Source organism: Burkholderia sp. BCC1644, assembly GCF_902833225.1.
GTDB lineage: Bacteria > Pseudomonadota > Gammaproteobacteria > Burkholderiales > Burkholderiaceae > Burkholderia.
In genome coordinates this window covers 1-25,909 of the sequence record NZ_CADFEI010000002.1, presented here as the reverse complement: position 1 = coordinate 25,909, position 25,909 = coordinate 1, and the positions used below count along the sequence as shown (strand labels likewise).

18 protein-coding genes are annotated in these 25,909 nt (G+C 68.5%); 11 read left to right on the top strand and 7 right to left on the bottom strand.

Annotated elements, in window-relative coordinates; all coding sequences use genetic code 11:
• The first annotated feature begins 134 nt into the window (after positions 1 to 134).
• From HWX87_RS03480 to HWX87_RS03450, 7 genes are all read left to right on the top strand, one after another.
• Complete coding sequence (locus HWX87_RS03480) at positions 135 to 1,790, top strand: choline dehydrogenase (RefSeq protein ID WP_176045774.1); 1,656 nt, start codon at positions 135 to 137, stop codon at positions 1,788 to 1,790.
• 119 nt (positions 1,791 to 1,909) lie between these two features.
• Positions 1,910 to 3,214, top strand: coding sequence for an MFS transporter (locus tag HWX87_RS03475; RefSeq protein WP_176045771.1), 1,305 nt, complete (start codon positions 1,910 to 1,912; stop codon positions 3,212 to 3,214).
• A gap of 454 nt (positions 3,215 to 3,668) precedes the next feature.
• The gene (locus HWX87_RS03470; protein ID WP_176045769.1) at positions 3,669 to 5,084 is read left to right on the top strand and encodes an FAD-binding oxidoreductase; all 1,416 of its coding nucleotides are present in this window, start codon (positions 3,669 to 3,671) and stop codon (positions 5,082 to 5,084) included.
• A 178-nt stretch (positions 5,085 to 5,262) separates the two neighbouring features.
• Positions 5,263 to 6,687, top strand: coding sequence for an amino acid permease (locus HWX87_RS03465; RefSeq protein WP_176045767.1), 1,425 nt, complete (start codon positions 5,263 to 5,265; stop codon positions 6,685 to 6,687).
• Between the two features lie 224 nt (positions 6,688 to 6,911).
• The gene (locus HWX87_RS03460) at positions 6,912 to 9,848 is read left to right on the top strand and encodes a molybdopterin oxidoreductase family protein (protein ID WP_176045766.1); all 2,937 of its coding nucleotides are present in this window, start codon (positions 6,912 to 6,914) and stop codon (positions 9,846 to 9,848) included.
• A 16-nt stretch (positions 9,849 to 9,864) separates the two neighbouring features.
• On the top strand, positions 9,865 to 10,611 hold the full coding sequence (locus tag HWX87_RS03455; protein ID WP_176045764.1) for a 4Fe-4S dicluster domain-containing protein: 747 nt from the start codon (positions 9,865 to 9,867) through the stop codon (positions 10,609 to 10,611).
• A 37-nt stretch (positions 10,612 to 10,648) separates the two neighbouring features.
• Positions 10,649 to 11,596: a DmsC/YnfH family molybdoenzyme membrane anchor subunit gene (locus HWX87_RS03450; protein WP_176045762.1), complete on the top strand. Its 948-nt coding sequence runs from the start codon at positions 10,649 to 10,651 to the stop codon at positions 11,594 to 11,596.
• Between the two features lie 26 nt (positions 11,597 to 11,622).
• On the opposite strand, the gene HWX87_RS03445 is transcribed toward HWX87_RS03450, so the two are convergent.
• Positions 11,623 to 12,375 (bottom strand): IclR family transcriptional regulator, encoded by a 753-nt coding sequence (locus HWX87_RS03445; protein WP_176045761.1) that lies wholly within the window; start codon positions 12,373 to 12,375, stop codon positions 11,623 to 11,625.
• A 146-nt stretch (positions 12,376 to 12,521) separates the two neighbouring features.
• Here HWX87_RS03445 and HWX87_RS03440 point away from each other — a divergent pair, with 146 nt between their 5' ends.
• Both HWX87_RS03440 and HWX87_RS03435 read left to right on the top strand, forming a co-directional pair.
• Positions 12,522 to 13,508: an AAA family ATPase gene (locus HWX87_RS03440; protein WP_176045759.1), complete on the top strand. Its 987-nt coding sequence runs from the start codon at positions 12,522 to 12,524 to the stop codon at positions 13,506 to 13,508.
• Positions 13,505 to 15,226, top strand: coding sequence for a cobalt chelatase (locus HWX87_RS03435; protein ID WP_176045758.1), 1,722 nt, complete (start codon positions 13,505 to 13,507; stop codon positions 15,224 to 15,226). The genes HWX87_RS03440 and HWX87_RS03435 overlap by 4 nt, the downstream gene beginning before the upstream one ends.
• A 73-nt stretch (positions 15,227 to 15,299) precedes the next feature.
• Here HWX87_RS03435 and HWX87_RS03430 read toward each other — a convergent pair whose 3' ends face one another.
• The 6 genes from HWX87_RS03430 to HWX87_RS03405 all read right to left on the bottom strand — a co-directional run bounded on the left by HWX87_RS03430 (position 15,300) and on the right by HWX87_RS03405 (position 24,945).
• Positions 15,300 to 16,067 carry a sulfite exporter TauE/SafE family protein gene (locus HWX87_RS03430; protein WP_176045756.1) on the bottom strand — a complete coding sequence of 256 codons (768 nt, stop codon included), beginning with the start codon at positions 16,065 to 16,067 and terminating at the stop codon, positions 15,300 to 15,302.
• On the bottom strand, positions 16,064 to 17,098 hold the full coding sequence (gene pta, locus HWX87_RS03425; protein ID WP_176045754.1) for a phosphate acetyltransferase: 1,035 nt from the start codon (positions 17,096 to 17,098) through the stop codon (positions 16,064 to 16,066). The genes HWX87_RS03430 and pta overlap by 4 nt, the downstream gene beginning before the upstream one ends.
• Positions 17,099 to 17,215: 117 nt before the next feature.
• Positions 17,216 to 19,033: a sulfoacetaldehyde acetyltransferase gene (xsc, locus tag HWX87_RS03420; RefSeq protein WP_176045753.1), complete on the bottom strand. Its 1,818-nt coding sequence runs from the start codon at positions 19,031 to 19,033 to the stop codon at positions 17,216 to 17,218.
• A 171-nt stretch (positions 19,034 to 19,204) separates the two neighbouring features.
• Positions 19,205 to 19,603: a nuclear transport factor 2 family protein gene (locus tag HWX87_RS03415; RefSeq protein WP_165581979.1), complete on the bottom strand. Its 399-nt coding sequence runs from the start codon at positions 19,601 to 19,603 to the stop codon at positions 19,205 to 19,207.
• Between the two features lie 397 nt (positions 19,604 to 20,000).
• The gene (locus tag HWX87_RS03410; RefSeq protein ID WP_244137588.1) at positions 20,001 to 22,895 is read right to left on the bottom strand and encodes a GH92 family glycosyl hydrolase; all 2,895 of its coding nucleotides are present in this window, start codon (positions 22,893 to 22,895) and stop codon (positions 20,001 to 20,003) included.
• Between the two features lie 526 nt (positions 22,896 to 23,421).
• Entirely contained in the window at positions 23,422 to 24,945 is a 1,524-nt protein-coding gene (locus HWX87_RS03405; RefSeq protein ID WP_176045750.1) for a PLP-dependent aminotransferase family protein, read from the bottom strand.
• A 270-nt stretch (positions 24,946 to 25,215) separates the two neighbouring features.
• Here HWX87_RS03405 and HWX87_RS03400 point away from each other — a divergent pair, with 270 nt between their 5' ends.
• Entirely contained in the window at positions 25,216 to 25,554 is a 339-nt protein-coding gene (locus tag HWX87_RS03400; RefSeq protein WP_176045748.1) for a GNAT family N-acetyltransferase, read from the top strand.
• Positions 25,555 to 25,613: 59 nt separating this feature from the next.
• The coding region (locus HWX87_RS03395; RefSeq protein WP_176045746.1) for an aldehyde dehydrogenase family protein at positions 25,614 to 25,909 on the top strand (296 nt) is incomplete at its 3' end.

Genomic DNA, 25,909 nt, shown 5'->3' with positions numbered 1-25,909 from the left:
AATGAAACGAATTGAACGGTTTTTGTACCACATTCGCGGTGCGGACAATAAATCGGCTTGTACGCGTGCCGTGTGCTCCATAAATTTGGACGAAACATACCGGATTTTTCACATACCCCGGAACGGAGACACGAATGACACGCAGCTTCGACTATGTCGTGGTCGGCGCAGGATCGGCCGGTTGCGTCCTCGCCAACCGGCTGTCCGACGGCGGCCGCCATACGGTGTGCTTGCTGGAAGCCGGCCCCGCCGACAACTCCATGTGGATTCATGTGCCGATCGGCTATGGCAAGACGATGTTCCATCCCGTGTACAACTGGGGCTTCCATACCGATCCCGACCCGAACATGCACAACCGCCGCCTGTACTGGCCGCGCGGCCGCACGCTCGGCGGCTGCAGCTCGATCAACGGGCTGATCTACGTACGCGGGCAGCAGCAGGACTACGATCACTGGGCCGCGCTCGGCAATCGCGGCTGGAGCTGGCGCGAGTGCCTGCCGTATTTCCGGCGGCTCGAACACAACACGCTCGGCGACGGGCCGACGCGCGGCACGGGCGGCCCGCTGTGGGCGTCGGCGATCCGCCAGCGGCACGAACTCGTCGATGCGTTCGTCGCCGCGTCGAACCGGCTCGGCGTGCGCACGGTCGACGATTTCAACACGGGCGACCAGGAAGGCGTCGGCTATTACCAGCTCACGACGCGCAACGGGCTGCGTTGTTCGACGGCCGTCGCGTACCTGAAGCCCGCACGCGGGCGGCCGAACCTGCATGTCGAAACCGACGCACAGGCGCTGAAGGTGCTGTTCGAAGGCGCGCAGGCGTCCGGCGTGCGCTACGTGCAGCACGGCAAGGTGCACGAGGTGCGCGCGCTGCGCGAGGTGATCCTCGCGGCCGGCGCGTTGCAGTCGCCGCAGCTGCTGCAGGTGTCGGGTGTCGGGCCGGCCGCGCTGCTGGACCGGCACGGGATTCCGGTCGTCGCCGATCGCAAGGGGGTCGGCGAGAACCTGCAGGATCATCTGCAGGTGCGATTGATCTACGAGGTGACGAAGCCGATCACGACCAACGACGAGCTGCATTCGTGGGTCGGCCGCGCGAAGATGGGGCTGCAATGGGCGCTGTTCCGCGGCGGCCCGCTCGCGATCGGCATCAACCAGGGCGGGATGTTCTGCCGGGCGTTGCCGGACGAATCGGCGACACCCGACATCCAGTTCCATTTCTCGACGCTGTCGGCCGATTCGGCGGGCGGCAGCGTGCATCCGTTTCCGGGCTGCACGTATTCGATCTGCCAGCTTCGGCCCGAATCGCGCGGTACCGTGCGGATTCGCACCGACGATGCGCGCGACGCGCCGTCGATCCAGCCGAACTATCTCGACACCGAGCGCGACCGCCGCACGACGGTGGCCGGCGTGCGCTTCGCGCGACGCGTCGCGGCCGCTGAGCCGATGGCGCCGCTGATGAAGCGCGAGGTGCGGCCGGGCGCGGACGCGCAGACGGACGACGAGCTGCTCGAATTCTGCCGCGAATACGGGCAGACGATCTTCCACCCGTCCGGCACCGCGAAAATGGGCGTCGCGAGCGATCCGCTCGCGGTCGTCGACGAGCGGCTGCGCGTGTACGGCACGCGCGGGCTGCGGGTGGTCGACTGCTCGATCATGCCGACGCTCGTATCGGGCAATACCAACGTGCCGATCGTGATGGTCGCCGAGAAGGCGTCCGACATGATTCTCGAGGACGCGCGCGAGGCCGATCGCGGCCGCAGCGTCGCGCCGGCCGCCGAGGCAGTCGCGTAGGACGGGGCGCCCGCGCGGCCCGTGCTCCTGCGCCCGGACGGCCGCCGCGCGCTCATCGATGCCCCCGCCGGCACGGCGCCGGGGCAGGTTGCGGCGCATCCTTACCTGGAGAAGCTCGCATGGCAATCGATTCCCGGGTCGTCCGACGCGTGGCCGCGGCCAGCGTGATCGGCGCGACCGTCGAGTGGTACGACTTTTTCCTGTACGGCGTGGTTGCCGGCATCGTGTTCGACAAGCAGTACTTTCCGGCCGGCGATGCATTCGTGTCGACCATGCTCGCCTATGCGACGTTCGCGGTCGGCTTCGTCACGCGGCCACTGGGCGGCTTGCTGTTCGGCCATCTCGGCGACCGCGTCGGGCGCAAGTCCGCGCTGATCCTGACGATGCTGATCATGGGCGTGTCGACGGCCGGCGTCGCGTTCCTGCCGACCTACGCGCAGATCGGCATGTGGGCGCCGGTGCTGCTGCTGACGCTGCGCGTGCTGCAGGGCATCGGCCTCGGCGGCGAGTGGGGCGGCGCGGTGCTGATGGCGTACGAATACGCGCCGCCGCACCGGCGCGGGCTGTATGCGAGCCTGCCGCAGATCGGCCTTGCGATCGGGCTGTGCCTCGCGGCCGGCGTCGTCGCGGCGCTGTCGCGTGCGCTGCCGGACGCCGCGTTCCTCGCGTGGGGCTGGCGCGTCGCCTTCGCGGCGTCGCTACTGCTCGTGGCGGTCGGCTTCTACATCCGCACGCGCGTGGCCGACACGCCCGAGTTCGTCGCGCTCAAGCGCCAGCGGCGCGACACGAAGTTGCCGGTCGTCGAGCTGCTCGCCAACTATCGGCAAGCCATCCTGCTCGGGATGGGCGCGCGCTATATCGATGGCGTGTTCTTCAACGTGTTCGCGGTGTTCTCGATCGGCTACATGACGCGCAACCTGTCGATCTCGCGCGGCGACGCGCTGCTCGGCGTGATGAGCGCGGCGGTCGTGATGTGCGTGTTCATCCCGGTGTTCGGCGGCCTGTCGGACCGGCTCGGCCGCGCGCGGGTGTACCGGTGGGGCGCGACGCTGTGCGGGCTGTCGGTGCTGCCCGCGTTCTGGCTGCTGCAGACGCAGTCGACGAACCTGCTCGCCGTGTGGCTCGCGCTGGTGATCCCGTTCGGGATCTTCTACGCGATGGCGTACGGGCCGGAGGCCGCGCTGTTCGCGGAGCTGTTCGATGCGAACGTGCGGTACACGGGCATTTCGTTCGTCTACCAGGTGTCGGGCATCTTCGCGAGCGGCCTCACGCCGATCGTCGCGACCGCGCTGTTGCGCGTGAACGGCGGGGCGCCGTGGCTCGTCGGGGCTTACGTGATGTTGTCTGCACTCCTGTCGATCGTGTCGGCGCGGGCGATCGAGAAGCGCGACGCGATGGCGGGCGTCGCGGTGCGCGCGATGTGACGACGGGTGGGGCGCGGCGCGGGGTCGTATCGACGGCGTGGTCGTCGGTGAGCGCCGCGACCGTGCCCGTGCCGCTGACCGTTGTCGTCAGCCGGTCGTCCGGTGCCGCCCGCCGTTCGGCGTCCCGGCGGTGTCAGGCCCGCGCGGCGACCACTGCCGATCGTCGCACACCGCCGGCTGCCGCCGTTCGGCACCCCTGCGCGCTGGTCCAAGCGAATCCGGTCCACTGGCCCTACCTGCGAAAAATCGGCCTGCCTACACTTGCCTCGACAGATCGCCGCATTGAAGCATCTGCACACGATCGACCCGAAGAGCACGATCAGGAGACAGGCATGACCTACAGGCAGTCGGCAGCATTCGCTCGCGCCGCATGCGCGCGCCCCGCATCAGTCAGTCGAATCGCCTCGTGCGCCCGTTGCGGCGCAACAGGCTCGCCCGCGTCGGAGGGTTGATCATGTCGACGCCTTCCATCGAACGCACCGCGAGCGACTTTGTCGGCGGCCGGCCGAACGATACGCGTTACGACCCGACCTACGATCCGCTGGTGTCGCCGGGCCCGGGGTGCGGCAAGCAGTACGCGCCGACCTACTGGGTCGCGACGGCCGGCACGCCGCCGCCCGACGACGGCCCCGTCACGCGCGATCTCGATGTCGACGTCGCGATCATCGGCGCCGGCTACACGGGCCTCGCCACCGCGCTGTGCCTCGCGCGGGACCACGGCATCAAGGCTGTCGTGCTCGAAGCCAACCGCACGAGCTGGGGCTGCAGCAGCCGCAACGGCGGGCAGGGGCAGAACGCGTCGGGCCGGCTGTCGCGCTCGCAGTGGATCGAGCGCTGGGGCAAGGACGTCGCGCTGAAGATGCACGACGAGATCCTCGAAGGCTTCGAAAACTTCAAGTCGCTCGTGTCGGAAATCGACTGCGATCCGCAGCCGGGCGGCCATTTCCTGATCGCCCATCGCCCGCGCATCATGGCGAAGCTCGCGGCCGAGGCGAAGGTGTGGAAGGACGTGTTCGGCTATCCGTCCGAACTGCTGAGCGCGGAGACGTTCCGCCGCGAATTCATCAACGACCACGAGGCGGCCGGCGCGCTGCACGAGCCCGAAGGCATCGGCATCCATGCGCTGAAGCTCGCGTTCGGCTACCTGCGCCTCGCGCGCGAAGCCGGCGCGAAGGTGCATACGAGCAGCCCCGTGCTCGGTTTCGAGACGATCGACGGCGTGCATCATCTGCGTACGCCGGGCGGCGTCGTGCGGGCCCGTGCGGTGGGTATCGCAACCGGCGCATACACCGCGCAGACGCTGCATCCGTCGCTGCGCAGCAAGGTGATGCCGATCCTGTCGAATTCGATGGTCACGCGGCCGCTCACCGACGCCGAGATCGACGCGTGCAATTTCCGCACGACGCAGGTGCTGACCGATACGCGCACGCTGCGCTTCTACTATCGTTTCCTGCCCGATCGCCGCTTGCAGATCGGCAGCCGCAGCGCGATCACCGGCGACGATGCGCCGAACCCGCGCCATTTCGAATTGCTGAAGGAAGGGATGGCGCGCAAGTTTCCCGCGCTGCGCGGCGTGGAGATCGATTATTCGTGGTGGGGCTGGGTCGACGTGAGCCACGACATGATGCCGCGCGTGTGCCAGCCCGATCCGCGGCAGTCGGTGTACTACGCGCTCGGCTATGGCGGCAACGGCGTGTCGTACTCGCAGCAGGCCGGCCGCCGGCTCGCCGAGCAGATCGCGGGGAAGGCCGCACGCCAGACCCTGCCGATCTTCACGTCGCCGCTGCCGGGCCACCCGTTCGCGCCGTTCCGGCGCCTCGGGCAGCGAATGCTCTACGTGTCGTACTTCAGGAACGACGAGAAACCCTGAACGCGGTGCATCGCGCCCGACGCGAGCGCGCTCGCGCCGGGCGTCCAACACAAGAAAAGCAACAGAAATCCGTGCGGCCGGGGCTGCAGGCGCCCCTGCACGCGCCGTCGCCGGCGGCGCTCGCGTTCACCCGACGGTGATGCGCGGGCGGTGCCGGACAACTGGATATGGAGAAGACATGCAACCCTCGATGGAACAGAGTGACCTGAAATGTGGGCTCAAGCAGCGCCACATGACGATGATCGCGCTTGGCGGCGTGATCGGTGCCGGGCTGTTCGTCGGCAGCGGCGTGGTGATTCAGCAGACCGGGCCGGCCGCGATCCTGTCGTTCCTGATCACGGGCGGGCTGGTCGTGCTCGTGATGCGGATGCTCGGCGAGATGGCGTGCGCGATGCCGGCCGTCGGTTCGTTCTACGAATACGCGCGGCTCGCGTTCGGCAACTGGCGCGGGCCCGGCAAGATGGCGGGCTTCCTGACCGGCTGGATGTACTGGTATTTCTGGGTGATCGTCGTCGCGCTCGAAGCGGTGGCGGGCGCGAAGCTGATCCAGTTCTGGCTGCCCGACACACCGGCGTGGATCATCAGCCTCGCGCTGCTGGTCGTGCTGACGCTCACGAACCTGATCTCGGTCGGCAGCTATGGCGAGTTCGAATTCTGGTTCTCGTCGATCAAGGTCGGCGCGATCGTCGTGTTCCTGTTCCTCGGCGGCCTCTACGTGCTCGGCCTGTGGCCCGCGTCGATGCACACGACGGCCGTGCTGCCGACGCTGCTCGGCCACGGCGGCTTCATGCCGCTCGGCATCGGGCCGGTGATGAGCGGGGCGGTCGCGGCTACCGGCTTCTACTTCGGCGCCGAAATCGTCACGATCGCGGCGGCCGAGGCGAAGGAGCCGGCCAAGGCCGTCGCGAAGGCAACCAACTCGGTGATCACGCGCGTGCTGGTGTTCTACGTCGGGTCGGTCGCGCTGGTCGTCGCGCTGGTGCCGTGGAATTCCGCGCAGATGGCGACGCCGTACGTGAGCGCGCTCGAAGTGATGGGCCTGCCGGCCGCCGCCAACGTGATGAACGCGATCGTGCTGACGGCCGTGCTGTCCGCCCTGAACTCGGGCCTGTACGCGGCATCGCGGATGCTGTTCGCGCTGACCCGCCACGGCGACGCGCCGGCAGCGCTCGCGAAGGTCAACAAGCGCGGCGTGCCGGTGCGGGCGATCCTGCTCGGTACGGTGTTCGGCTACGTGTCGGTCGTGATGTCGTACGTGTCGCCCGACACCGTGTTCGCGTTCCTCGTCAATTCGTACGGCACCGTCGCGCTGTTCGTGTACGTGCTGATCGCGTTCTCGCAACTGCGCCTGCGCAAGCGTCTCGACCCGGTCGCTGCCAGCAAGCTGCGCGTCAAGATGTGGGCGTATCCGTACCTGACCTGGGTCGCGATCGTCGGCATGGTCGGCATCCTTGTCGCGATGGCGTTCATTCCGGACCAGCGCAAGCCGCTGTGGCTCGGCGTCGCGAGCCTCGGCGTGCTGGTCGTCGCGTACGGCCTGACGCGCCGCAGCCGCCGCGAGCATCTGGACGAAAGCGAGCTGCTCGCGTATCCGCCGCGGTAACGGGCGGTAATACCCGACGCCGAAGGCCCGGTGCGCGCGCCGGGCCTTCGCGCGTGCGGGCGCGGCGGCGATCCGATGGATGGCGGGGCCAACTATCGGGCCGACCGATAGGACCGATCAGAGGATGCGACTTTATGTCGGCCGCCTGCCGGCATAGCATGGATGAACCGATTCACGGGTGCGCCCCGGCGGGGCGCGCCGTCATCCGCGAACGAGGACAGACGATGGAACATCGGGCACGCGAGCGCGACGAGCAGGCCGAGATCAAGACGACGACGTGCTACATGTGCGCATGCCGCTGCGGCATCCGCGTACACCTGCGCGACGGCGAAGTGCGCTATATCGACGGCAATCCGCAGCATCCGCTGAACCAGGGTGTCATCTGCGCGAAAGGTTCGTCGGGAATCATGAAGCAGTATTCGCCCGCGCGGCTCACGCAGCCGCTGATGCGCAAGCCGGGCGCCGAGCGCGGCGACGCGCAGTTCGAGCCGGTGTCGTGGGAGGTCGCGTTCGACGTGCTCGAAAAGCGCCTGTCGCACCTGCGCGCGACCGACCCGAAGCGCTTCGCGCTGTTTACGGGCCGCGACCAGATGCAGGCGCTCACGGGCCTGTTCGCGAAACAGTTCGGCACGCCGAACTATGCGGCGCACGGCGGGTTCTGCTCGGCGAACATGGCGGCGGGGATGATCTACACGATCGGCGGCTCATTCTGGGAATTCGGCGGGCCCGATCTCGACAACGCGAAGCTGTTCTTCATGATCGGCACCGCGGAGGATCACCATTCGAATCCGCTGAAGATCGCGCTCGGCAAGTTCAAGCGCGCGGGCGGCCGCTTCATCGCGATCAATCCGGTGCGTACCGGTTACGCGGCGATCGCCGACGAATGGATTCCGATCCGCCCCGGCACCGACGGCGCGCTGTTCATGGCGCTGATGCACGAGCTGATCGCGCGCGACGCGTTCGACATGGAATTCGTGTCGCGCTTCACGAACGCCGGCGAACTGATCGACCTGCGCGCCGATGCCGATACGTCCGGGCTGTTCGTGCGCGATGCCGGTGCGCCGGAGGTCAACGCGCTGTATCCGCAGAACCGGATGTGGTGGGACACGAAGACGGACCGCGCGGTGCTGCACCATACGGAAGGCGCCGAGCCGGCGCTCGACGGCCGCTACACGCTCGACGACGGCACGCCCGTCGCGCCGTCGTTCACGCTGCTGCGCGAACAGGTGGCCGACTGCACGCCCGAATGGGCGGCCGACATCACCGGCATCGCGGCCGACACGATCCGCCGCCTCGCCCGCGAGATGGAGACGGTCGCGCGGGAGCACGCGATCGAATTGCCGGTGCGCTGGACCGATTCATGGGGCAAGGAACACGCGACGGTGAGGGGCGTGCCGATCGCGTTCCATGCGATGCGCGGGCTCGCCGCGCATTCGAACGGTTTCCAGACGATCCGCGGGCTGGCGGTGCTGATGTCGCTGCTCGGCACGATCGACCGGCCGGGCGGCTTCCGGCACAAGGCGCCGTATCCGCGCGCGGTGCCGCCGTCGGCGAAACCGCCGAACGACCCGGCGCAGATCAGGCCGAACACGCCGCTCGCGACCGGCCCGCTCGGCTGGCCGGCCGGCCCCGAGGATCTGTTCGTCCATCCGGACGGCACGCCCGCGCGGCTCGACAAGGCGTTCTCGTGGGAGTACCCGCTCGCGGTGCACGGGCTCATGCATTCGGTGATCACCAATGCATGGCGCGGCGATCCCTATCCGATCGATACGCTGCTGATCTTCATGGCCAACATGGCGTGGAATTCGTCGATGAACACGACGGAAGTGCGCAAGATGCTGGTCGACAAGCGCGACGACGGCGAATACCGGATCCCGTTCCTCGTCGTGTGCGACGCGTTCGCGTCGGAGATGACGGCGTTCGCCGACCTGATCCTGCCCGACACGACCTACCTCGAACGGCACGACGTGATGTCGGTGCTCGACCGGCCGATCTCCGAATTCGACGGGCCGGTCGACTCGGTGCGCGTGCCGGTCGTGCCGCCGACGGGCGAATGCAAGCCGTTCCAGGAAGTGCTGATCGAGCTCGCGAGCCGGCTGAAGTTTCCGGCTTTCACGACGGCGGACGGGCAGCGCAAGTACCGCGACTATCCCGATTTCGTCATCAATTTCCAGACCGCGCCGAATTCGGGCACCGGCTTCCTGATCGGCTGGCGCGGCAAGGACGGCGACAAGGCCGTCGTCGGCGAGCCGAACCCCGACCAGTGGAAGCGTTACGCGGGGAACAATTGCGTGTACCACCACCGGCTGCCGGAGCCGTTGCAGTACATGCGCAACTGCAACGGCCCGTACATGCAGTGGGCGGTCGACAACGGGATGCGCAAGTTCGGCGTGCCGATCGTGATCCAGCTCTACTCGGACGTGATGCAGAAATTCCGGCTCGCCGCGCAGGGCCGCACGTCGGGCCGCCAGCCGCCCGACCATCTGCGCGAGCGCATCGCGCGCTACTTCGACCCGCTGCCGTTCTGGCACCGGTCGCTCGAAAGCGGGCTGACCGATGCGAGCCGCTATCCGCTCGCGGCGATCACGCAGCGGCCGATGGCGATGTACCACTCGTGGGATTCGCAGAACGCGTGGCTGCGGCAGATCCACGGCGAGAACCACCTGTTCGTGAACCCGGTGACGGCCGCCGCGCAGCAGATCGACGACGGCGCATGGATTTACGTCGAATCGCCGTGGGGCAAGGTGCGGTGCCGCGCGCGCTACAGCGAGGCCGTGGAGCCGGGCACCGTGTGGACGTGGAACGCGATCGGCAAGGCGTCCGGCGCGTGGAATCTCGGGCCGCAAGCGGGTGAGTCGCAGCGCGGCTTCCTGCTCAATCACGTGATCACCGACGAACTGCCGGATGCGGCGCGCGACGGTGCGCGCGTATCGAACTCCGATCCGGTCACGGGGCAGGCCGGCTGGTACGACGTGCAGGTGCGGATCTATCCGGCCGAAGCCGATGCGGCGACCACGCTGCCGCAATTCGCGCCGATGCCGGCGCTGCCCGGCACGCCGCGCGTGCTGCAGCGCGTGCAGGCGTATTTCGCGGGAACCGGCGCATTCGCCGCGCGGCTGCGGCGCGCGGCGTCGGCCGGCCCGACGTCCGACGATCGCTGAACGAAGGAGCACAACCATGACCCAGATGGCCCTCGTCATCGACCTGAACGTGTGCGTCGGCTGCCATGCCTGCGTGACGAGTTGCAAGGAGTGGAACACGTCGGGCGAAGCCGGCAGCCTCGCCGACCTGCGCCCGTACGACGACGATCCGTCCGGCACGTTCTTCAACCGCGTGCAGACATACGAAGCCGGCGTGTTCCCGATGACCAACACGATCCACTTCCCGAAGTCGTGCCTGCACTGCGAGGATCCGCCGTGCGTGCCCGTCTGTCCGACCGGCGCGAGCTACAAGCGCAAGTCGGACGGGATCGTGCTGGTCGACTACGACAAGTGCATCGGCTGCAAATACTGCGCATGGGCGTGCCCGTACGGCGCACGCGAGCTCGACGAAGGCCGCAAGGAGATGACGAAGTGCACGCTGTGCGCGGACCGCATCGACAACGAGGCGCTGCCCGAGCGCGACCGCAAGCCGGCCTGCGTGCTCGCGTGCCCGACCTCGGCGCGGCTGTTCGGCGACGTGCACGATCCCGAATCGGAGGTGTCGCGCGCGATCCGCGAACGCGGCGGCTACACGTTGATGCCCGAATGGGACACGCGGCCGTCGAATCATTACCTGCCGCGCGTGAAGACCGAAGCGTCGTGCGCGTGTGGCAGTAGCGGCGGATGCGGCAGCGCGTCGGACGGACGCAATGAGGACGAGTCGTTCGAGGCCCGCGCGGCGCGCGGCGACATCGATCTCGTTTCGCTGGCGACGCCGCGCTGAGCGCCGCGCATTTCATTCAGAACCACACGGAGTCCCCATGCGCCCAGCCTTTTCGGTCGTTTTTCTCACCACGCTGTGCGGCGCCGCACAGGGCCTGCTGCTGACGCTCGTGATCGTCGAGGCGCTGGCGCGGCTGGCCGGCGTCGACGTGGCCGCGTCGTTCTACGTGACCGGCGCCGCGCTGTCGGTCGCGCTCGGCGTGCTCGGCCTGGTCGCGTCGTTCTTCCATCTCGGCCACCCCGAACGCGCATGGCGCGCGATCGCGATGTGGCGCACGTCGTGGCTGTCGCGCGAATGCATTGCGCTGCCGGTGTTTCTCGCATGTGCGTTCGCGTATGGCGCGGCGCACCTGTTCGGCTGGCCCGGCACGCTGCTGATCGGTGCGGCCGGTGCGCTCGCGAGCGTCGCGCTGTTCGTGTGCACCGCGATGATCTACGCGTGCCTGCGCTTCCTGCAGGAGTGGGCGAGCCCGCTGACGCTCGTGAACTTCGTGCTGCTCGGCTGCGCGTCGGGCTGCACGCTGGCGACGGCCTGCGCCGCATGGCTCGCGCCGGCGCTGGTGGGCCGGCTCGCGGTGGCCGCCTGCGTGTTGACGCTCGCGGGCGGCGTGGCCCGGCTCGCGTCGCTCGCGCGCAATGCGCGGCTGCGGCCGAAGTCGACCGTGCAGAGCGCGACGGGGATCCGCAATGAGAAGGTCGAACAGAAGTCGCGCGGTTTCACGGCCAGCGCATTCAATACGCGGGAGTTCTTTCACGGGCAGGGCAACGGTACGCTGCGCGCGGTGAAGGCCGGCTTCCTGATCGGCGCGTTCGCGGTGCCGTTCGTGCTGACGGGGGCCGGTGCGCTCGCACCCACGTCGGTCGCGGCAGCCGTCGCGCTCGGCGCGGCATTCGTGATCCAGTACGCGGGGCTGGTCGCGGAACGCTGGTTCTTCTTCGCCGATGCGCGGCATCCGCAGAACATCTACTACCAGCGCGCGTCATGACGCCGGATGAGCGTGGCCGCGCCGGACTAGAAGGTGTCCGCGAGCGCGCGGGCTGCTTCCTGCAGGCGCGGCACGTGGTCGAGCAGCCGCGACAGCGGTGCGCGCGACACGGGCGCATGGACGGCGACGGCGGCAATGCACGTGCCGTCGTCGGCGAGGATCGGTGCCGCGATGCACACGATGCCCGCGACGAATTCCTCGTTGTCGATCGCGACGCCCTTGTGCGCGGTGCGATCGAGTTCGGCTTCGAGCAGCTCGGGGTCGGAGATCGTGTTCGGCGTGTGGCGCGGCAGCGCCATCGCACGTACCAGCGCCGCGCGTTCGTCGCGCGGCAGCAGCGCGAGCAGCAGTTTGCCGCTGGCGCTGCAGTAAGCGGGCACGCGCGAGCCGGGCTTCAGGTCGAGACGCAGCGGCCAGTCGGCCTCGACGCGGTCGAGATAAACGACGTCCGTATCGTGCAGCGCGGTCAGGTTGCAGGTTTCGCCGAGATCGGCGACGAGCCGTTCGAGGATCGCATGGCGTAGCCGGCGCGCGCCCGCATGCAGCATCACGCCGGTGCCGAGCCGCGCGAGACGCGGCCCGATTGCATACGCGTTCTTGCGGCCCGGCTCGCGGATCACGAGTCCGCCGGCTTCGAGCGACGCGAGCATCCGGTGCAGCGATGCCTTCGGGATGTCGACGTTGCGCGCGAGATCGGCGAGCGACACGGCGTCGCCGGCCTGGACGAGATGTTCGAGCAGCGCGAAGGCGCGCAGCGTGGGCGTATCCGCGGGCAGCATGTCGGGCGTTCCGGAAACTGGACTGCGGCCATTGTACCGAACGGCCCGGCAGGCCGGCCGCGCGGGGCGGCGGGCGCGGCGAACCGGCACGCATTTTCGGCAACGGAACGAATCGTTCCGCAAATATCAGACAGGAGCGCAGTGCAATGGATGGGGTGACGAACAAGCCGGACTGCATGGTGTCGGTCCGCGAACGCTTCGGTTTCGATTCGGACCTGATGGTGCCGGCGTTCAGCGCGCGCGACGATCACGTGCCCGATGTCGACGACGCGTACCGCTTCAACCCGGACGTGACGCTCGCGATCCTCGCGGGCTTCGCGCGCAACCGCCGCGTGCTCGTGCAGGGAATGCACGGCACCGGCAAGTCCACGCATATCGAGCAGGTCGCCGCGCGGCTGAACTGGCCGTGCGTGCGCGTGAACCTCGACGGCCACATCAGCCGGCTCGACCTCGTCGGCAAGGATGCGATCGTCGTGCGCGACGACGTGCAGGTGACCGAATTCCAGGAAGGCATCGTGCCGTGGGCGCTGCAGCGGCCTGTCGCGCTGATCTTCGACGAATACGACGCGGGGCGGCCCGACGTGATGTTCGTGATCCAGCGGATCCTGGAGCGCGACGGCAAGTTCACGCTGCTCGACCAGAACCGCGTGATCCATCCGCATCCGTCGTTCCGGCTGTTCGCGACCGCGAACACGGTCGGGCTCGGCAACCTGAACGGGCTCTATCACGGCACGCAGATGCTCAACCATGCGCAGATGGACCGCTGGAACGTGGTCGCGACGCTCGACTACCTGCCGCGCGACGAGGAGATCGGCATCGTGCGTGCGCGCGTGCCGGAACTCGCCGACGAAGCCGGCCGCCCGCTGCTCGAATCGATGGTGAGCCTCGCCGAGCTGACGCGCAACGGCTTCGCGACCGGTGATTTGTCCACGCTGATGTCGCCGCGCACGGTCATCAACTGGGCCGAGAACTGCCAGATCTTCCGCGATCCGGCGCTCGCGTTCCGGCTCACGTTCCTGAACAAGTGCGACGACGCCGAGCGGCCGGTCGTCGCCGAGTATTACCAGCGCTGTTTCGGCGAGGAACTGGCGGTCGCGTCGCGCGCCGGCGGCGAGCCCGGAGCGGGGCGGTGAGCGCCGATCGGGAGGCGGCGCGCCGCGCGTCGGTGCGCGAGGCGCTCGGCGCGTCGACCGTGCGTGCGCTGACGCGCGACGCGGCGCTGCATTACCGCGCGGGCCGCGTGTGCCGCGACCTGCGTCCGCTGCCGATCCATGCGCCGCACGTGCGCGCGCAGGCCGCCGAGGACGATCTCGCGTCGTGGCGCGGCGCGGCCGACGGTGCGGCGCTGCGCATCCTGCATTCCGACGCGGGCCTGCATCGCGCGCTGTCGGGCGACGATCCGGTCGAGCGCGTGCTGTTCGAAATGCTCGAGCAACTGCGCTGCGAATCGCTCGCACCGCCCGCGATGCGAGGCATCGTGCAGAACCTGCGCCATCGCTTCGAAACCTGGTCACGCACGTTTCATCGGTCGGGGCAGGCCGATACGCATGTCGGGATCCTCGTCTACACGGTCGCGCAGATCGCATGGTCGCGACTGACGGGCTGGCCCGTGCTGGAAGAAACGGAAGACCTGATCGAAGCGTCGCGTGCGGCGATCGTGCCCGAGATCGGCGTGCCGCTCGCGGGGCTCAAGCGGTGCCGGCACGATCAGCGCGAATTCTCGGAACATGCGCTGGCGCTGGCGCGACGCATTGCGTCGATGATCCGCGCCGCGCGCGCGGCTGTCGTCGACACGGAGACGGACGACGCACGCGAGCAGGACGATGCGCTGACGAATTTTTCGCTGTGGGTCGATTTCGACGAGACGGGCGTCGACCTGCCGGCAATGGTGGAGACGGGCGACAGCGTCGTGCTGCACGGCGGCGGCGCGATCTATCGTGCGTACACGACGCGCTACGACCGCGAGTGGCGGCCGGCCACGCAGATCCGCGCGGCATTGCTGCGCGAGTACCGCGAGCGGCTCGATGCGCAGGTCGCCGCGCAGCGGATCAACGTCACGCGGCTCGCACGCGTGCTGCGCGCGGCGCTCGTCGTGCCGCAGGCCGACGGCTGGTCGTTCGGCGAGGAGCAGGGCCGCCTCGATGGCCGCCGGCTCGCGCAGCTCGTCAGCTCGCCGGCCGAACGGCGGCTGTTCCGGCTCGAACGCGTGCGGCCGCATGCCGATTGCGCGCTCACGTTCCTGATCGACTGCTCGGGTTCGATGAAGGCGTGGATCGACGGCGTCGCGCTGATGGTCGACACGCTGGCGCGCGCGGGCGACGCCGCGGGTCTCGCGACCGAAGTGCTCGGTTTCACGACGCTCGCGTGGAACGGCGGCCGCGCGCGGCAGGACTGGCTCGCACGCGGCAAGCCGCGCCATCCGGGCAGGCTCAACGAAACCGGCCACCTGGTGTTCAAGGACGCGGACACGCGCTGGCGGCATGCGCGCACGGGCATTGCCGCGCTGTTCAAGGCCGACCTGTTCCGTGAGGGCGTCGACGGCGAAGCGGTCGAATGGGCCGGCGCGCGGCTTGCGGCGCGGCCGGAGGCGCGCAAGATCCTCGTCGTGATCTCGGACGGCAGCCCGATGGACGGCGCGACGGCGCTCGCGAACGATCCGTTCTATCTCGACAACCATCTGAAACAGGTGGTCGCGCGCCAGGAGGCGGCCGGCCGCGTCGGAGTCCTCGGGCTTGGCGTCGGGCTCGATCTCGGCCCGTACTACCGGCACCGGCTCGCGATCGACCTCGCGTCGGCACCCGACATGAAACGGCTCGTCGAGATCGCGCGCTGGATCGGCGCGCGGCGGTGAAGCGGGCAGCATGTCCGCGTCGCGGCCGGATGCCGCGCGTCGGGCCGTTCGATGCGGCGCGCACCACGCGGCACTACACGCCGCGCAACAGCGCAGGCAGCGACGTCGCGATCAGCCCGACGCCGATCGCCATCAGCACGCCGAACGCGAGCCGGCGCAGCGCGACCGGCGACAGCGGCGGCGGGTAATGGCGGCCGGCGACCGTCATCAGCATCACGACCGGCGTCGCGAATGCGGCCAGCAGCCAGATGTCGCGATCGAGCTGGCCTTCGCATGCGCTGTACAGCACGCGTGTGGCCGAGGTCGTCGTGAACAGCACGATCAGCGCGCAGCGGATCTGCACGAGCGTCAGGGGCTGCCGGTAGAACTGGAAGATCAGCGGCGGCCCCGACACGCCGAACATCCCGCTCAGCAGCCCGCCGAACAGGCCGCTGACGAAGAAGCTGCGGTTGTCCGAACGCGCCGTGAGCGGCGTCGGGCGCAGCGCCGCGCTCAGGCCGCCGTACAGCACGACCGCGCCGAGGATCAGTTGCAGCAGGTCGGCCGCCGAGCGGCTCAGGCATTCGAGCAGCAGCACGCCGGCGACGACCGACGGCAGGATGCCGAGCGTCGCCGCGCCGACCGCGCGCCAGTCGATGTGATGCAGCCGGCCGGGCAGCGCGGTCGCACCGTTCGCGAGCGACACGACGCTCATCAGCGTGGCGACGGTGGCGAGCGGCGCGAGCCCGAACCCGCTCGTCACGCCCATCACGATCATTCCGAGGCCGAAGCCCGTGACGGTCTGGAAATAGCTGCCGGCGCCGATCACCGCGATCAGGATCGCCAGTTTGTCGGCCGTCATGCGTGCGCGGCCTCGCCGGTCGCGGCGCGTTGCGCGGCCGCCTGCGCCTGCACGGTGGTCGCCGCGATCACGCGATACACGTCGTCGGCGCCGCAGCCGCGCGACAGGTCGTTCGCGGGCCGGCGCAACCCCTGCAGCAGCGGCCCGACGGCCTTCGCGCGGCCGATCCGTTCGGCGAGCTTGTAGCCGATGTTGCCGGCTTCGAGGCTCGGGAACACGAGCACGTTCGCGTGGCCGCCTACCTGCGAATGCGCGATCTTGCGCTCGGCGATCTCGGCGACGATCGCCGCGTCGAGCTGCACGTCGCCGTCGATCGCGAGGGCGGGGCGCAGTGCGCGCACGCGCGCCGTCGCGGCCGTCACCTTGTCGACGGCCGCATGATGCGCGCTGCCGCTCGTCGAGAACGACAGCATCGCGACGCGCGGCGCCTCGCCGAGCAGCGCGTGCGCGCTGTCGGCGGCGGCCATCGCGATCTCGGCGAGCTGGTCGGCATCCGGATCGACGACGAGCGCGCAGTCGGAGAAGATCAGCCCGCCCTTGATCGTATGGAACGGCTCGCACAGCATCATCAGGAAGAAGCTCGACACGATCCGGAACGCCGGATCGACGCCGATCAGCTGGATCGCCGCGCGCACGACGTCGGCGGTCGCATGCACGGCGCCCGCGACCGAACCGTCCGCGTCGCCGAGCCGTACCATCAGGTTCGCGCAGGTCAACGGGTCGCGCACTGCGTCGCGTGCCGCGTCGGCGGTCATGCCTTTTTTGGCGCGCAGCGCATGCAGCGCGTCGGCATACGCATCGCGTTGCGGCGCGGTGGCCGGATCGACGAGCGTCATGCCGTCGAGGTCGATCGCGTCGCGCGCGGCCGCCGCGTGGATGGCCGCACGGTCGCCGACGAGCACGATGCGGGCGATGCCGTCGCGCGTCGCGCGTGCGGCGGCTTGCAGGACACGCGGATCGCCGGCTTCGCACAGCGCGATGCGCATCGGCTGGCGGCGCGCGGATTCGAGAATGCGGTCGAGGGCTTTCATCGGGAATTCGAAGTAAAAAAGGCCGGATGCGGCGGCCCGCACGGGGCACGGCGTCCGGCCGGGGGCCGGCCGTGCGGGAAGGGCACGGCCGGAAGCGCTTGCGTCAGCGACGCGGCATCACACGTAGTCCTTGTACTTGTCGAGCATGCGCACCGGCTTCGACAGCGCATCGCGGCGGAACGGATCGCCGAGCTCGCGCGTGCACATGATCTCGATGATGGTCGTCTTGCCTTCGTTCATCTGCATGTCGATCGCGCGCTTGAGCGCGGGGCCGACATCCTCCAGACGGTCGACCGTAATGCCTTCGGCGCCCATCGCCCGCGCGATCGCCGCGAAGCTCTGGTTGTCGAGTTCACCGGCGACGAAGCGTCGGTTATAGAAGTCGACCTGGTTCTTCTTCTCCGCGCCCCACTGGCGGTTGTGGAACACGACGGCCGTGACCGGGATGTTGTGGCGCACGCAGGTCATCGTCTCCATCAGGCTCATGCCCCACGCGCCGTCGCCCGCATACGACACGGCCGGGCGGTGCGGTGCGGCGACCTTCGCGCCGATGATGGTCGGGAACGCGTAACCGCAATTGCCCCAGCTCATCGCCGCGAAGAAGCTGCGCGGCTTGTTGAAGCGCAGGTAGCTGTTCGCGACCGAGTTGATGTTGCCGATGTCGGTCGACACCATCACGTCCTCGGGCATCGCTTTTTCAAGCTCGCGCAGCACCTGGCGCGGATGCAGGTAGCGGCCGCCGTTGAAGGTCTGTTCGTTCTTCTGCTCGTCGATCATGTCGAGGCTGTACGCGTCGCGCTCGTGCGTCCAGTCGTCGAGTTCCTTTTCCCATGCGGCCTTTTCGGTCGCGATCTGGTCGGCGCGGTCGCCGCGCGAGCCGTCGCTCGCGAGCGTGCGGCCTTCGAGGCGCTGCGTGAGTGCGACGGCCGCGGCCTTCGCGTCGCCGCAGATGCCGACCGAGATCTTCTTCACGAGGCCGAGCATCTTGTGGTCCGCGTCGATCTGGATAATCTTCGCGTCCTTCGGCCAGTAATCCATCCCGTGCTGCGGCAGCGTGCCGAACGGCCCGAGGCGCGAGCCGAGCGCGATCACGACGTCGGCGCGCGACAGCAGCTTCATCGCGGCCTTCGAGCCCTGGTAGCCGAGCGGGCCGCACCACAGCGGGTGGTTCGCCGGGAACGAATCGTTGTGCAGGTAGCTGTTGACGACCGGCGCGCCGAGCCGCTCGGCGAGCGCCTTGCATTCCTCGATCGCGTCGGCCATCACGACGCCGCCGCCCGAGATGATCACCGGGAACTTCGCCTGCGCGATCAGTTCGGCCGCATCGTCGAGGCTCTGTTCGCCGCCGGCGCCGCGATCGAGCCGGCGCGGTTGCGGGATCTCGACCTTCACCTTGCCGTAGAAGTAGTCGCGCGGGATGTTCAACTGCGTCGGGCCCATCTCGGCCTGCGCGCGGTCGAAGCAGCGCGCGGTGAATTCGGCCATCCGCGCCGGGTGCGTGACGTGGCCCTGGTACTTCGTGAATTCCTGGAACATCGGCAACTGGTTCGCTTCCTGGAAGCCGCCGAGGCCGATGCCCATCGTGCCGGCTTCGGGCGTGACGATCACGACCGGGCTGTGCGCCCAGTAAGCGGCCGCGATGGCCGTCACGCAGTTGCTGATGCCGGGGCCGTTCTGGCCGATCACGACACCGTGGCGGCCCGACACGCGGGCATAACCGTCGGCCATGTGGCCCGCGCCCTGTTCGTGCACGACCGGGATCAGGCGGATGCCGGCCGGCGCGAAGATGTCCATCGCGTCCATGAACGCGGAGCCCATGATGCCGAACATGTCGGTCACGCCGTTGGCCGCGAGGGTCTCGACGAAGGCTTCGGACGGCGTCATGTCCTGCGGGCCGCTGGTCGATGCACGCAGGGAAGTGGATTGTTCGCTCATGGGTTGTCTCCGATTGTTCAATTAATGGAACGTCTTGTTCCAGATGCTATTTGCTGGGGAAAGCCGGTCAAGCCATTCCGCCTGTCGTTGGGGAATGTGGAATGAAATGAATCGATTCGTTTCAAAACGCGCGCCGGGCAGGGTGACGTGATTGGCGCGCGAGGGGCGCGCTCAGGCCGGCTGCTTCGGCCGTTCCTTGCGGAAGGCGCGCTTGACGGCGATCAGCCCGTCGCGGAATTCGAAGAGATCGCAGCCTTCGGCCTCGATGCGCCAGCCTTCGGCATGCGTGCCCGTGAACACCCACTCGGATACGCCGCGCTCGCTGGCGACGTAGTGACGGCCATGGCCCCAATGCGCGTCGGGGAAGGTCTTGAACACGGCCTCGAACGCGGCGCGCACGGCGTCGCGACCGACAAAGCGCGTACCGTGGATGTCGGGGCCGCCGGCCGCGTCGAACACGCAGTCCTCGGTCATGAAGCCCATCAGCGCATTGGCGTCGTGCCGGTTGAAGGCGTCGGAAAACGCCGCGAGCGTGGCGGCCGTGGCGGGGGCGGTGAGCGTGTCGGACATAACGTGTCTCCTGTCGAATGGTGGGCGGTGTGCAAGGCGCTGGCGCGCATGCGGCACGCGGTATCGACACGTTAGTGAGCGCTCGTTTTTGGCGGTAGCGCCAGTTCGGGGGTTTCGGTTGGGCCAGCGGCGGACGCGGGGCACGTTCGCCCGTTCATGGCCTTCCCGACGAGGCGGGACGCGCAGCTTGATCCGATTTCGTGCCGTCTCGCATGACGCGACGGCGAATCAGGTCGGAGCGCGTGGTGTACGCGGACGGTGACGGAAGGGGGATTCGACCGGCATCGGGAGTGAACCCGCTTCGAACCGGCGGTTTTCACGTCGCGCGACGCGGGCAAGCAGGAGGAGCCGGGGGCGCATCGTCGCGTGCGATGCGCCCCCGTGGGTCAGGCGGGCATCAGGAAGCCGTCATGCCGATGCCGAACACGTGCATCTTGCCGGCGCTGACCTGCCGCGGCAGCACGATGCTCGTCACTGCCTTGCCGGGCGGCACCGGAATCTTCTGCGCGAAGATGTAGGTCTTGACGTTGTCCTGCTGACCGTTGCCGGCATTGCGGTAGGTCATCGTAACGGCCACCGTCGAGTTCGGGCTCGCACTGCCGCCGTTCAGCGTCCAGTCGTCGAAGGCCAGTGTGACGGCCTGACTCGACCCGTCCGCGAAGTTCAGCTGCGCGGTGCCGCTGCTCGGGCCGTTGTTGGCCGAACCGAGCACCACGACGCCGGTGCCGGCCGACCCCGGCGGCAGCATCACGGTCTGGCCGACGGTCACGGTGTTGTCGAGCGAGAGCGGCCCGCCCGCCACCGTCACGCTGGCGCCGGCCACCGCGAACGGCTTGCCCGGCTGCACGCCCGCCGCGCCCAGCGCATTGATCGAGTAGCTGAACAGGCTGCCGTCGAAGTCCGCGCCCTGGCCGTCGGTATTGGTCGCGCCATCCACGCTGAAGCCGCGGTTGTTGTAGCTGTCGGCCGCGTTGACCGCCACCGGCACGCCGAACGACGGCGGCTGCGTCTGCGCGCCCCATTGCGACGGCGCACTGCCCATCGCGAAGTGCAGCGTCGCGCCGTTGGCGATGTCGTCGTACGCGACCCATGCGGCAGGGTGGGCGCGGCCGTTGATCGACAGCGACTGCACATAGCTCGAGGCCGGCGCGCCTGCGGCGCGGATCCGCCAGGTGTGGCCGTTGCCGAGCCGCACGTCGATCTGCGGGAACTGCGGGCTGCCGATCGCCAGGCCCGCCACGCCGGGAATCTGCGGGTACAGGCCCAGCGCGCCCCACACATACCAGCCCGACACGGCGCCGAGGTCGTCGTTGCCCGGCAGGCCGTCGGGGCCGGTGCCGAACGCGCTGCCCATGATCTGCTGCACCACGCGTTGCGTGCCCGACGGTTGCGCGGCCCAGTTGTAGAGCCACGGCACCTCGAAGGTCGGCTCGTTGCCCATGTAGAAATTCGGCAGGCTCAGGCCGGCATTGAGCACCGTGAAGAACTGGTCGAGCCGCGACGTCACGGCTGTATTGCCGCCCAGTTGCGCGAACAGGCCGGCCGCGTTGTACGGCACCATCCACGTGTACTGTTCGGCGTTGCCCTCCACGTAGTTGTCGCCGCTGCTCGGCGTTTCGGGTATCCATGCGCCGTTCGATTGCCGCGCCGCGATCAGCGGCGGCGTCAGCGCCGTATTGAGCAGGTTCTGCCAGTACGCCGAGCGGCTCAACAGCATGCGCTGCGTGGCGGTATCGCCGAGTGCGCCGGCAAAGCGCGAGATCGCGAAGTCGCTGCTCGTGTATTCGAGCGTCGACGAAGCCTGTCCCCACTCGCCGCCGGTGATGTAGCCGCCCTGCAGGTAGCTCGCGCGGCCGCCGTTGGTGGTCACGTTGTTGCAGGCGGTGCCGGGGATGTTCGCCATCTTCACCATGTGCTGCAGCGCGGACCGGGTATCGAAGCGCCGTGCGCCGAAGGCATGGGCGCTCGCGACGATCAGCGAGCCGGCATCGCCCGGCATCACGCCGTCCTCGACGTTGTCGTTGACCCAGTGCGGAATCGCGCCGCACTGATCGGCGTCGTTGACCAGCGACTGGATCATGTCGCTGGTCTCGGACGGGTTGAGGATCGACTTGAGCTGGATCAGCGAGCGGTAGATGTCCCAGCCCGAGAACGACGAATACTGCGCCTTCTGGCCTTTGGCGACCTGGTGCACGGTGTTGTCGAAGCCGATGTACTGGCCGTTCACGTCGCTGAAGGTACTGGGCGCCCACAGCGCGTGATAGAGCGCCGTGTAGAACTTCTTCTTCGCGTCGAGCGTGCCGCCCGCCACGCGGATCGCGTTGAGGCGGTCGTTCCACGTGCGGTCCGCCTGCGTGCGCACGCCTTCGAAATCCCAGCCGCGATTTTCCGCGTCGAGGTTGGCCTTTGCGTTGGCGACGCTGACGTACGAAATGCCGATCTTCATCCCGACCGCCTGGCCGGGGCGGAAGCCGAGTTGCGCCACGCCGTGCGAAATCGACGCCGACGTGAAGGCCTGGTCGAACGCGGCATAGAAGTAGACGGGTACCGGCACCGAGTTGCCGCAGAAGCCGCCGCCGATCGTGCTGCCGGAGATCGCGCTGCCGGAAACCTGCGTGATCGCGCCGGTGGTCGAGGTCTTGGTATTGGTGCGCGTCGCGTCGAGCACCAGCAGCGCGGGTTGGCCGGCCGGGTAGGTGAACCGGCCGAAGCCGGTGCGCAGGGTGGCGGTCAGTTCCACCTTGATCTGCGAATCGAGCAGGACCGAATAGTAGCCCGGGCGTGCCGTTTCGTTCGCATGACTGAAGGTCGGTGCGAGCTGCGTCGCGTCGGTGGTCGGCATGACCGGGAATTCGCCGTTGTTGCCGCTGCAGCCGGCGCCCGGCATGTGCGTGACGCTGAAACCCTGGATCGAATGAATGTCGTAGTAGTAGCCGGCGGGCGAGTTCGGTTCCTGGCTGTCGTTCGGCGCCGGCGTGGTGTTGGTGTCGGGCGCCCATTGCACCATGCCCGACGGCAGCCCGGCGGCCGGCACGACGCTGCCGGCCTGTCCCGCCGGCACCGGGTTCGGCGAATTGCTCGCGAGTGTGCCGATCAGCGGGTCGACATACTGCGTCAGCGACAGGCCGCGGTTGTCGTCGAGATTCGTCGTGTCGGCCGCATCGGCCGAGGATTCCGCCGGATGCGCGGCCAGTATCGACGCCGCTGTTCCGTCGCTGCCGTCACCGCCACCGCACCCGCTCAACGCGCACGCCGCGGCGAGCAACGCCGCAAGCGTCGTGAATCGATTCATGATCGCCCCCTCCAGTTGGAGATGCATTTTTTGCCTTGACGATCCCGACGATCGAATCCCGGAATCGCTGTGGGTTGTTGCCGTCTTGTTGCGTCGTAACACTAGGATTCGTATGAATTCGCTGTCAATCCGAATAACGGATTTGTAATGTTTTTATTAGATTTACTAAACGAATGGAAACGATGACGGGCAGCGGCGTGGTATCGGCGGGTGAAACGGATTCGGAGCGCGAGTGGCGAACGCAGTGCCCTGCGACAACGCGGGCAACAACGTGCCGATCGAGTCGATGCGTGTTGCGTGCGTGAAGGCGGCGGGTACTTGAACGGAGGCCCGCAGGCGTGTCCTTCCGGGTAGCGCGATCGATCGTTACGACGGGCATCCGTGCGCGTCGCATGGGAGCGACGCGCGCGGCACCGATGTCATGCTTCCGGCGCAACGAAAGTCGAGATCGTTGCCGGATGAGTGATTGTGGTCGATGAGAGCGGGACGTCGCGCGATCCGTTGCGCGACACCTGTCCGCATCCGGTCAGGCGCCCGGCTTTTGCAACCGCATGCATTCCGCCAGCGCCCGCACGCCGGGCTCGATCCGCTCGAGCGGAATCGCGGAGAAGCCCATCCGGAAGCAGCGGCGCGCGTCGCCCGCGTCGTCCATGAAGAACACGTTCCCTGGCTCGATGAGGATGCCGGCTTCCTGCGCGTCGGTCGCGAGGCGCGTGGCGTCGAGCCACGGCGGCCCCTCGACCCAGCACGACGCGCCACCCGTCACGGGCACGTAGCGCGCTTCCGGCAGATGCGCATCGAGCGCGGCCATCAGCGCCTGCGAGCGCTCGCTGTACGCATGGGCAAGCCGGCGCAGCAGCGCGTCGTGATGGCCGAGCGCGAGAAAGGTCGCGAACGCGCGCTGGATGTACGCGACCGGATGGCGGACCATCAGCCGCCGCAGCGCGCGCAACTCGCGGATCAGCTCGCGCGGCCCGACCACGTAGCCGAGCCGCAGGCCCGGCGCGAACGTCTTCGACAGGCTGCCGACGTAGATCACGCGGTCGGCCGTATCGAGGCTCTTCAGCGCCGGATGCGGCGTGCCGGAGAACGTGTTCTCGCTCTCGTAGTCGTCCTCGATGATCACGAAGTCGTGCTGCTGCGCGCAATCGAGCAGCGCGCGGCGGCGCTCGACCGGCATCGTCACGGTGGTCGGGCACTGGTGGCTCGGCGTCACGTACACGTAGTCGCAGCGCGACAGCGTGTCGCCGAGCGCATCGGGCGCGATCCCGTGGCCGTCGACGGGCAGCGGCAGCAGCCGTGCGTTGCGGTTCTCGAAAATGTTGCGCGCGTCGGGATAACCGGGGTTCTCGAAGCCGACCGTCGTGTGCTTGCCGCACAGCAGGTCCGCGATCAGGTACAGCGCCTGCTGGCAGCCGTTCGTGACGACGATCTCGTCGGGCATCGCGAACACGCCGCGTCGCGGCAGCACGCGCGTGCGGATCTGCTGGATCAGCGATTCGTCGTCGCGCTCGATCAGGTCGGGCGCCCAGTTGCGGATCTCCATCACCGACAGCGCCTTCAGGCAGCATTCGCGCCAGTCGTTGGTCGGGAACAGCGACTGGTCGAACTGCCCGTAGATGAACGGGAACTCATAGTGCTGCCAGTTCGCGGGCTTCACGATGTTGCGCTGCCTCGACGGCGGATGCGCGATGCGCTTCTCCCACGCGGGACGGTCCGGCATGTCGTTGTCGTGCGGCTTCTCGCCGGGCCTGGCGGTTGCGAAGCCGGGCACGCCTTCGAGCATCTTAGGGTTCACGAAGTGCCCGCTGCGTTCGCGCGAGATCAGGTAGCCCTCTTCGACGAGCATCTGGTACGCGAGCACGACGGTGTTGCGCGCGACGCCGAGCTGGTCGGCGAGCTCGCGGCTCGACGGCAGCGCGGCATCGGGCGCGAGCTGGCCGTCGAGGATCGCGGCCACCAGCATGCGCCGGATCTGGTCCTGCAGGCTCGACGCCGACGACCGCCGGAACTGCTGGGCCCATAAGGCGGTCGGGGTACGACTCGGCATGCTTCCTCCTGTGATCGGTACGGGAAACGCGAGGCGGTGCGCGCGGTGGGGGCGCAGGCCCGCGAGAGGCGCGGTGTCGCGAGAATACGCGCGTCGCGCCGCGGATGTGGACTCAATGAAAGGTGTCGTCTGGCACTACTGCGTGCCGACGTGGCAAGACGATACTCAACTCGTCGCCCCTGGACGATCCGGATAACTCCCCGGTACGCGGGCGCAGGAGGGCGTGCGCGCATCGCGTTCGCCGGCATCGTGACGCGAAGGAGGGGCGCCATGCACGTCGTCGTGTTCAGGGATCGCTGCGAGCGCGTGATTCGCATCGTGTTCGACGACGCACGCGCGACGGCGGTCGCGTATCGCGACGACCAGGCGATCGGCGAACTCGGCATCGACGACGGCGGCGGTGCCGCGCGATCGCCGTCGCTCACGCGGCTGTACGTCGAACCCGCCTACCGGCGCAGCGGTATCGCGCACACGCTGCTGGCGTGTGCGTCGCGCGAGTTCGGGCGACCGATCCGCATCGACGCAGGCGCGCGTGAATGGCCCGACTCGCCGGCATGGGCGACGCTGTGCCGCTGCCTCGAATACGAAGGGCTGGTCGTGATGCGCTAGTGCGCGCCGCGACACCCGATTGCGTGGCCACGATCACGCAACACCAAGACGGAGACGACATGAGTACGGTCCTGAAGCCGGTTCCCGCATCCGGCGTGCGGCACGAAGCGTTGCGCATCGACGGGCAGCGCGTGTGGCACGATGCCGTCATCGACGTACGCAACCCGTACGACGGCTCGCTGGTCGGTACCGTGCCGAAGGCGACGCTGGACGACGTGCGCCGCGCGTTAGCGGTCGCGCGTGCCTACCGGCCGACGCTCACGCGCCACGATCGCGCGGCGATCCTGCGCCGCGCGGCCGACATCGTGCGCTCGCGCACGGCGGAGATCGCGGCGCTGATCACGGCCGAGGCCGG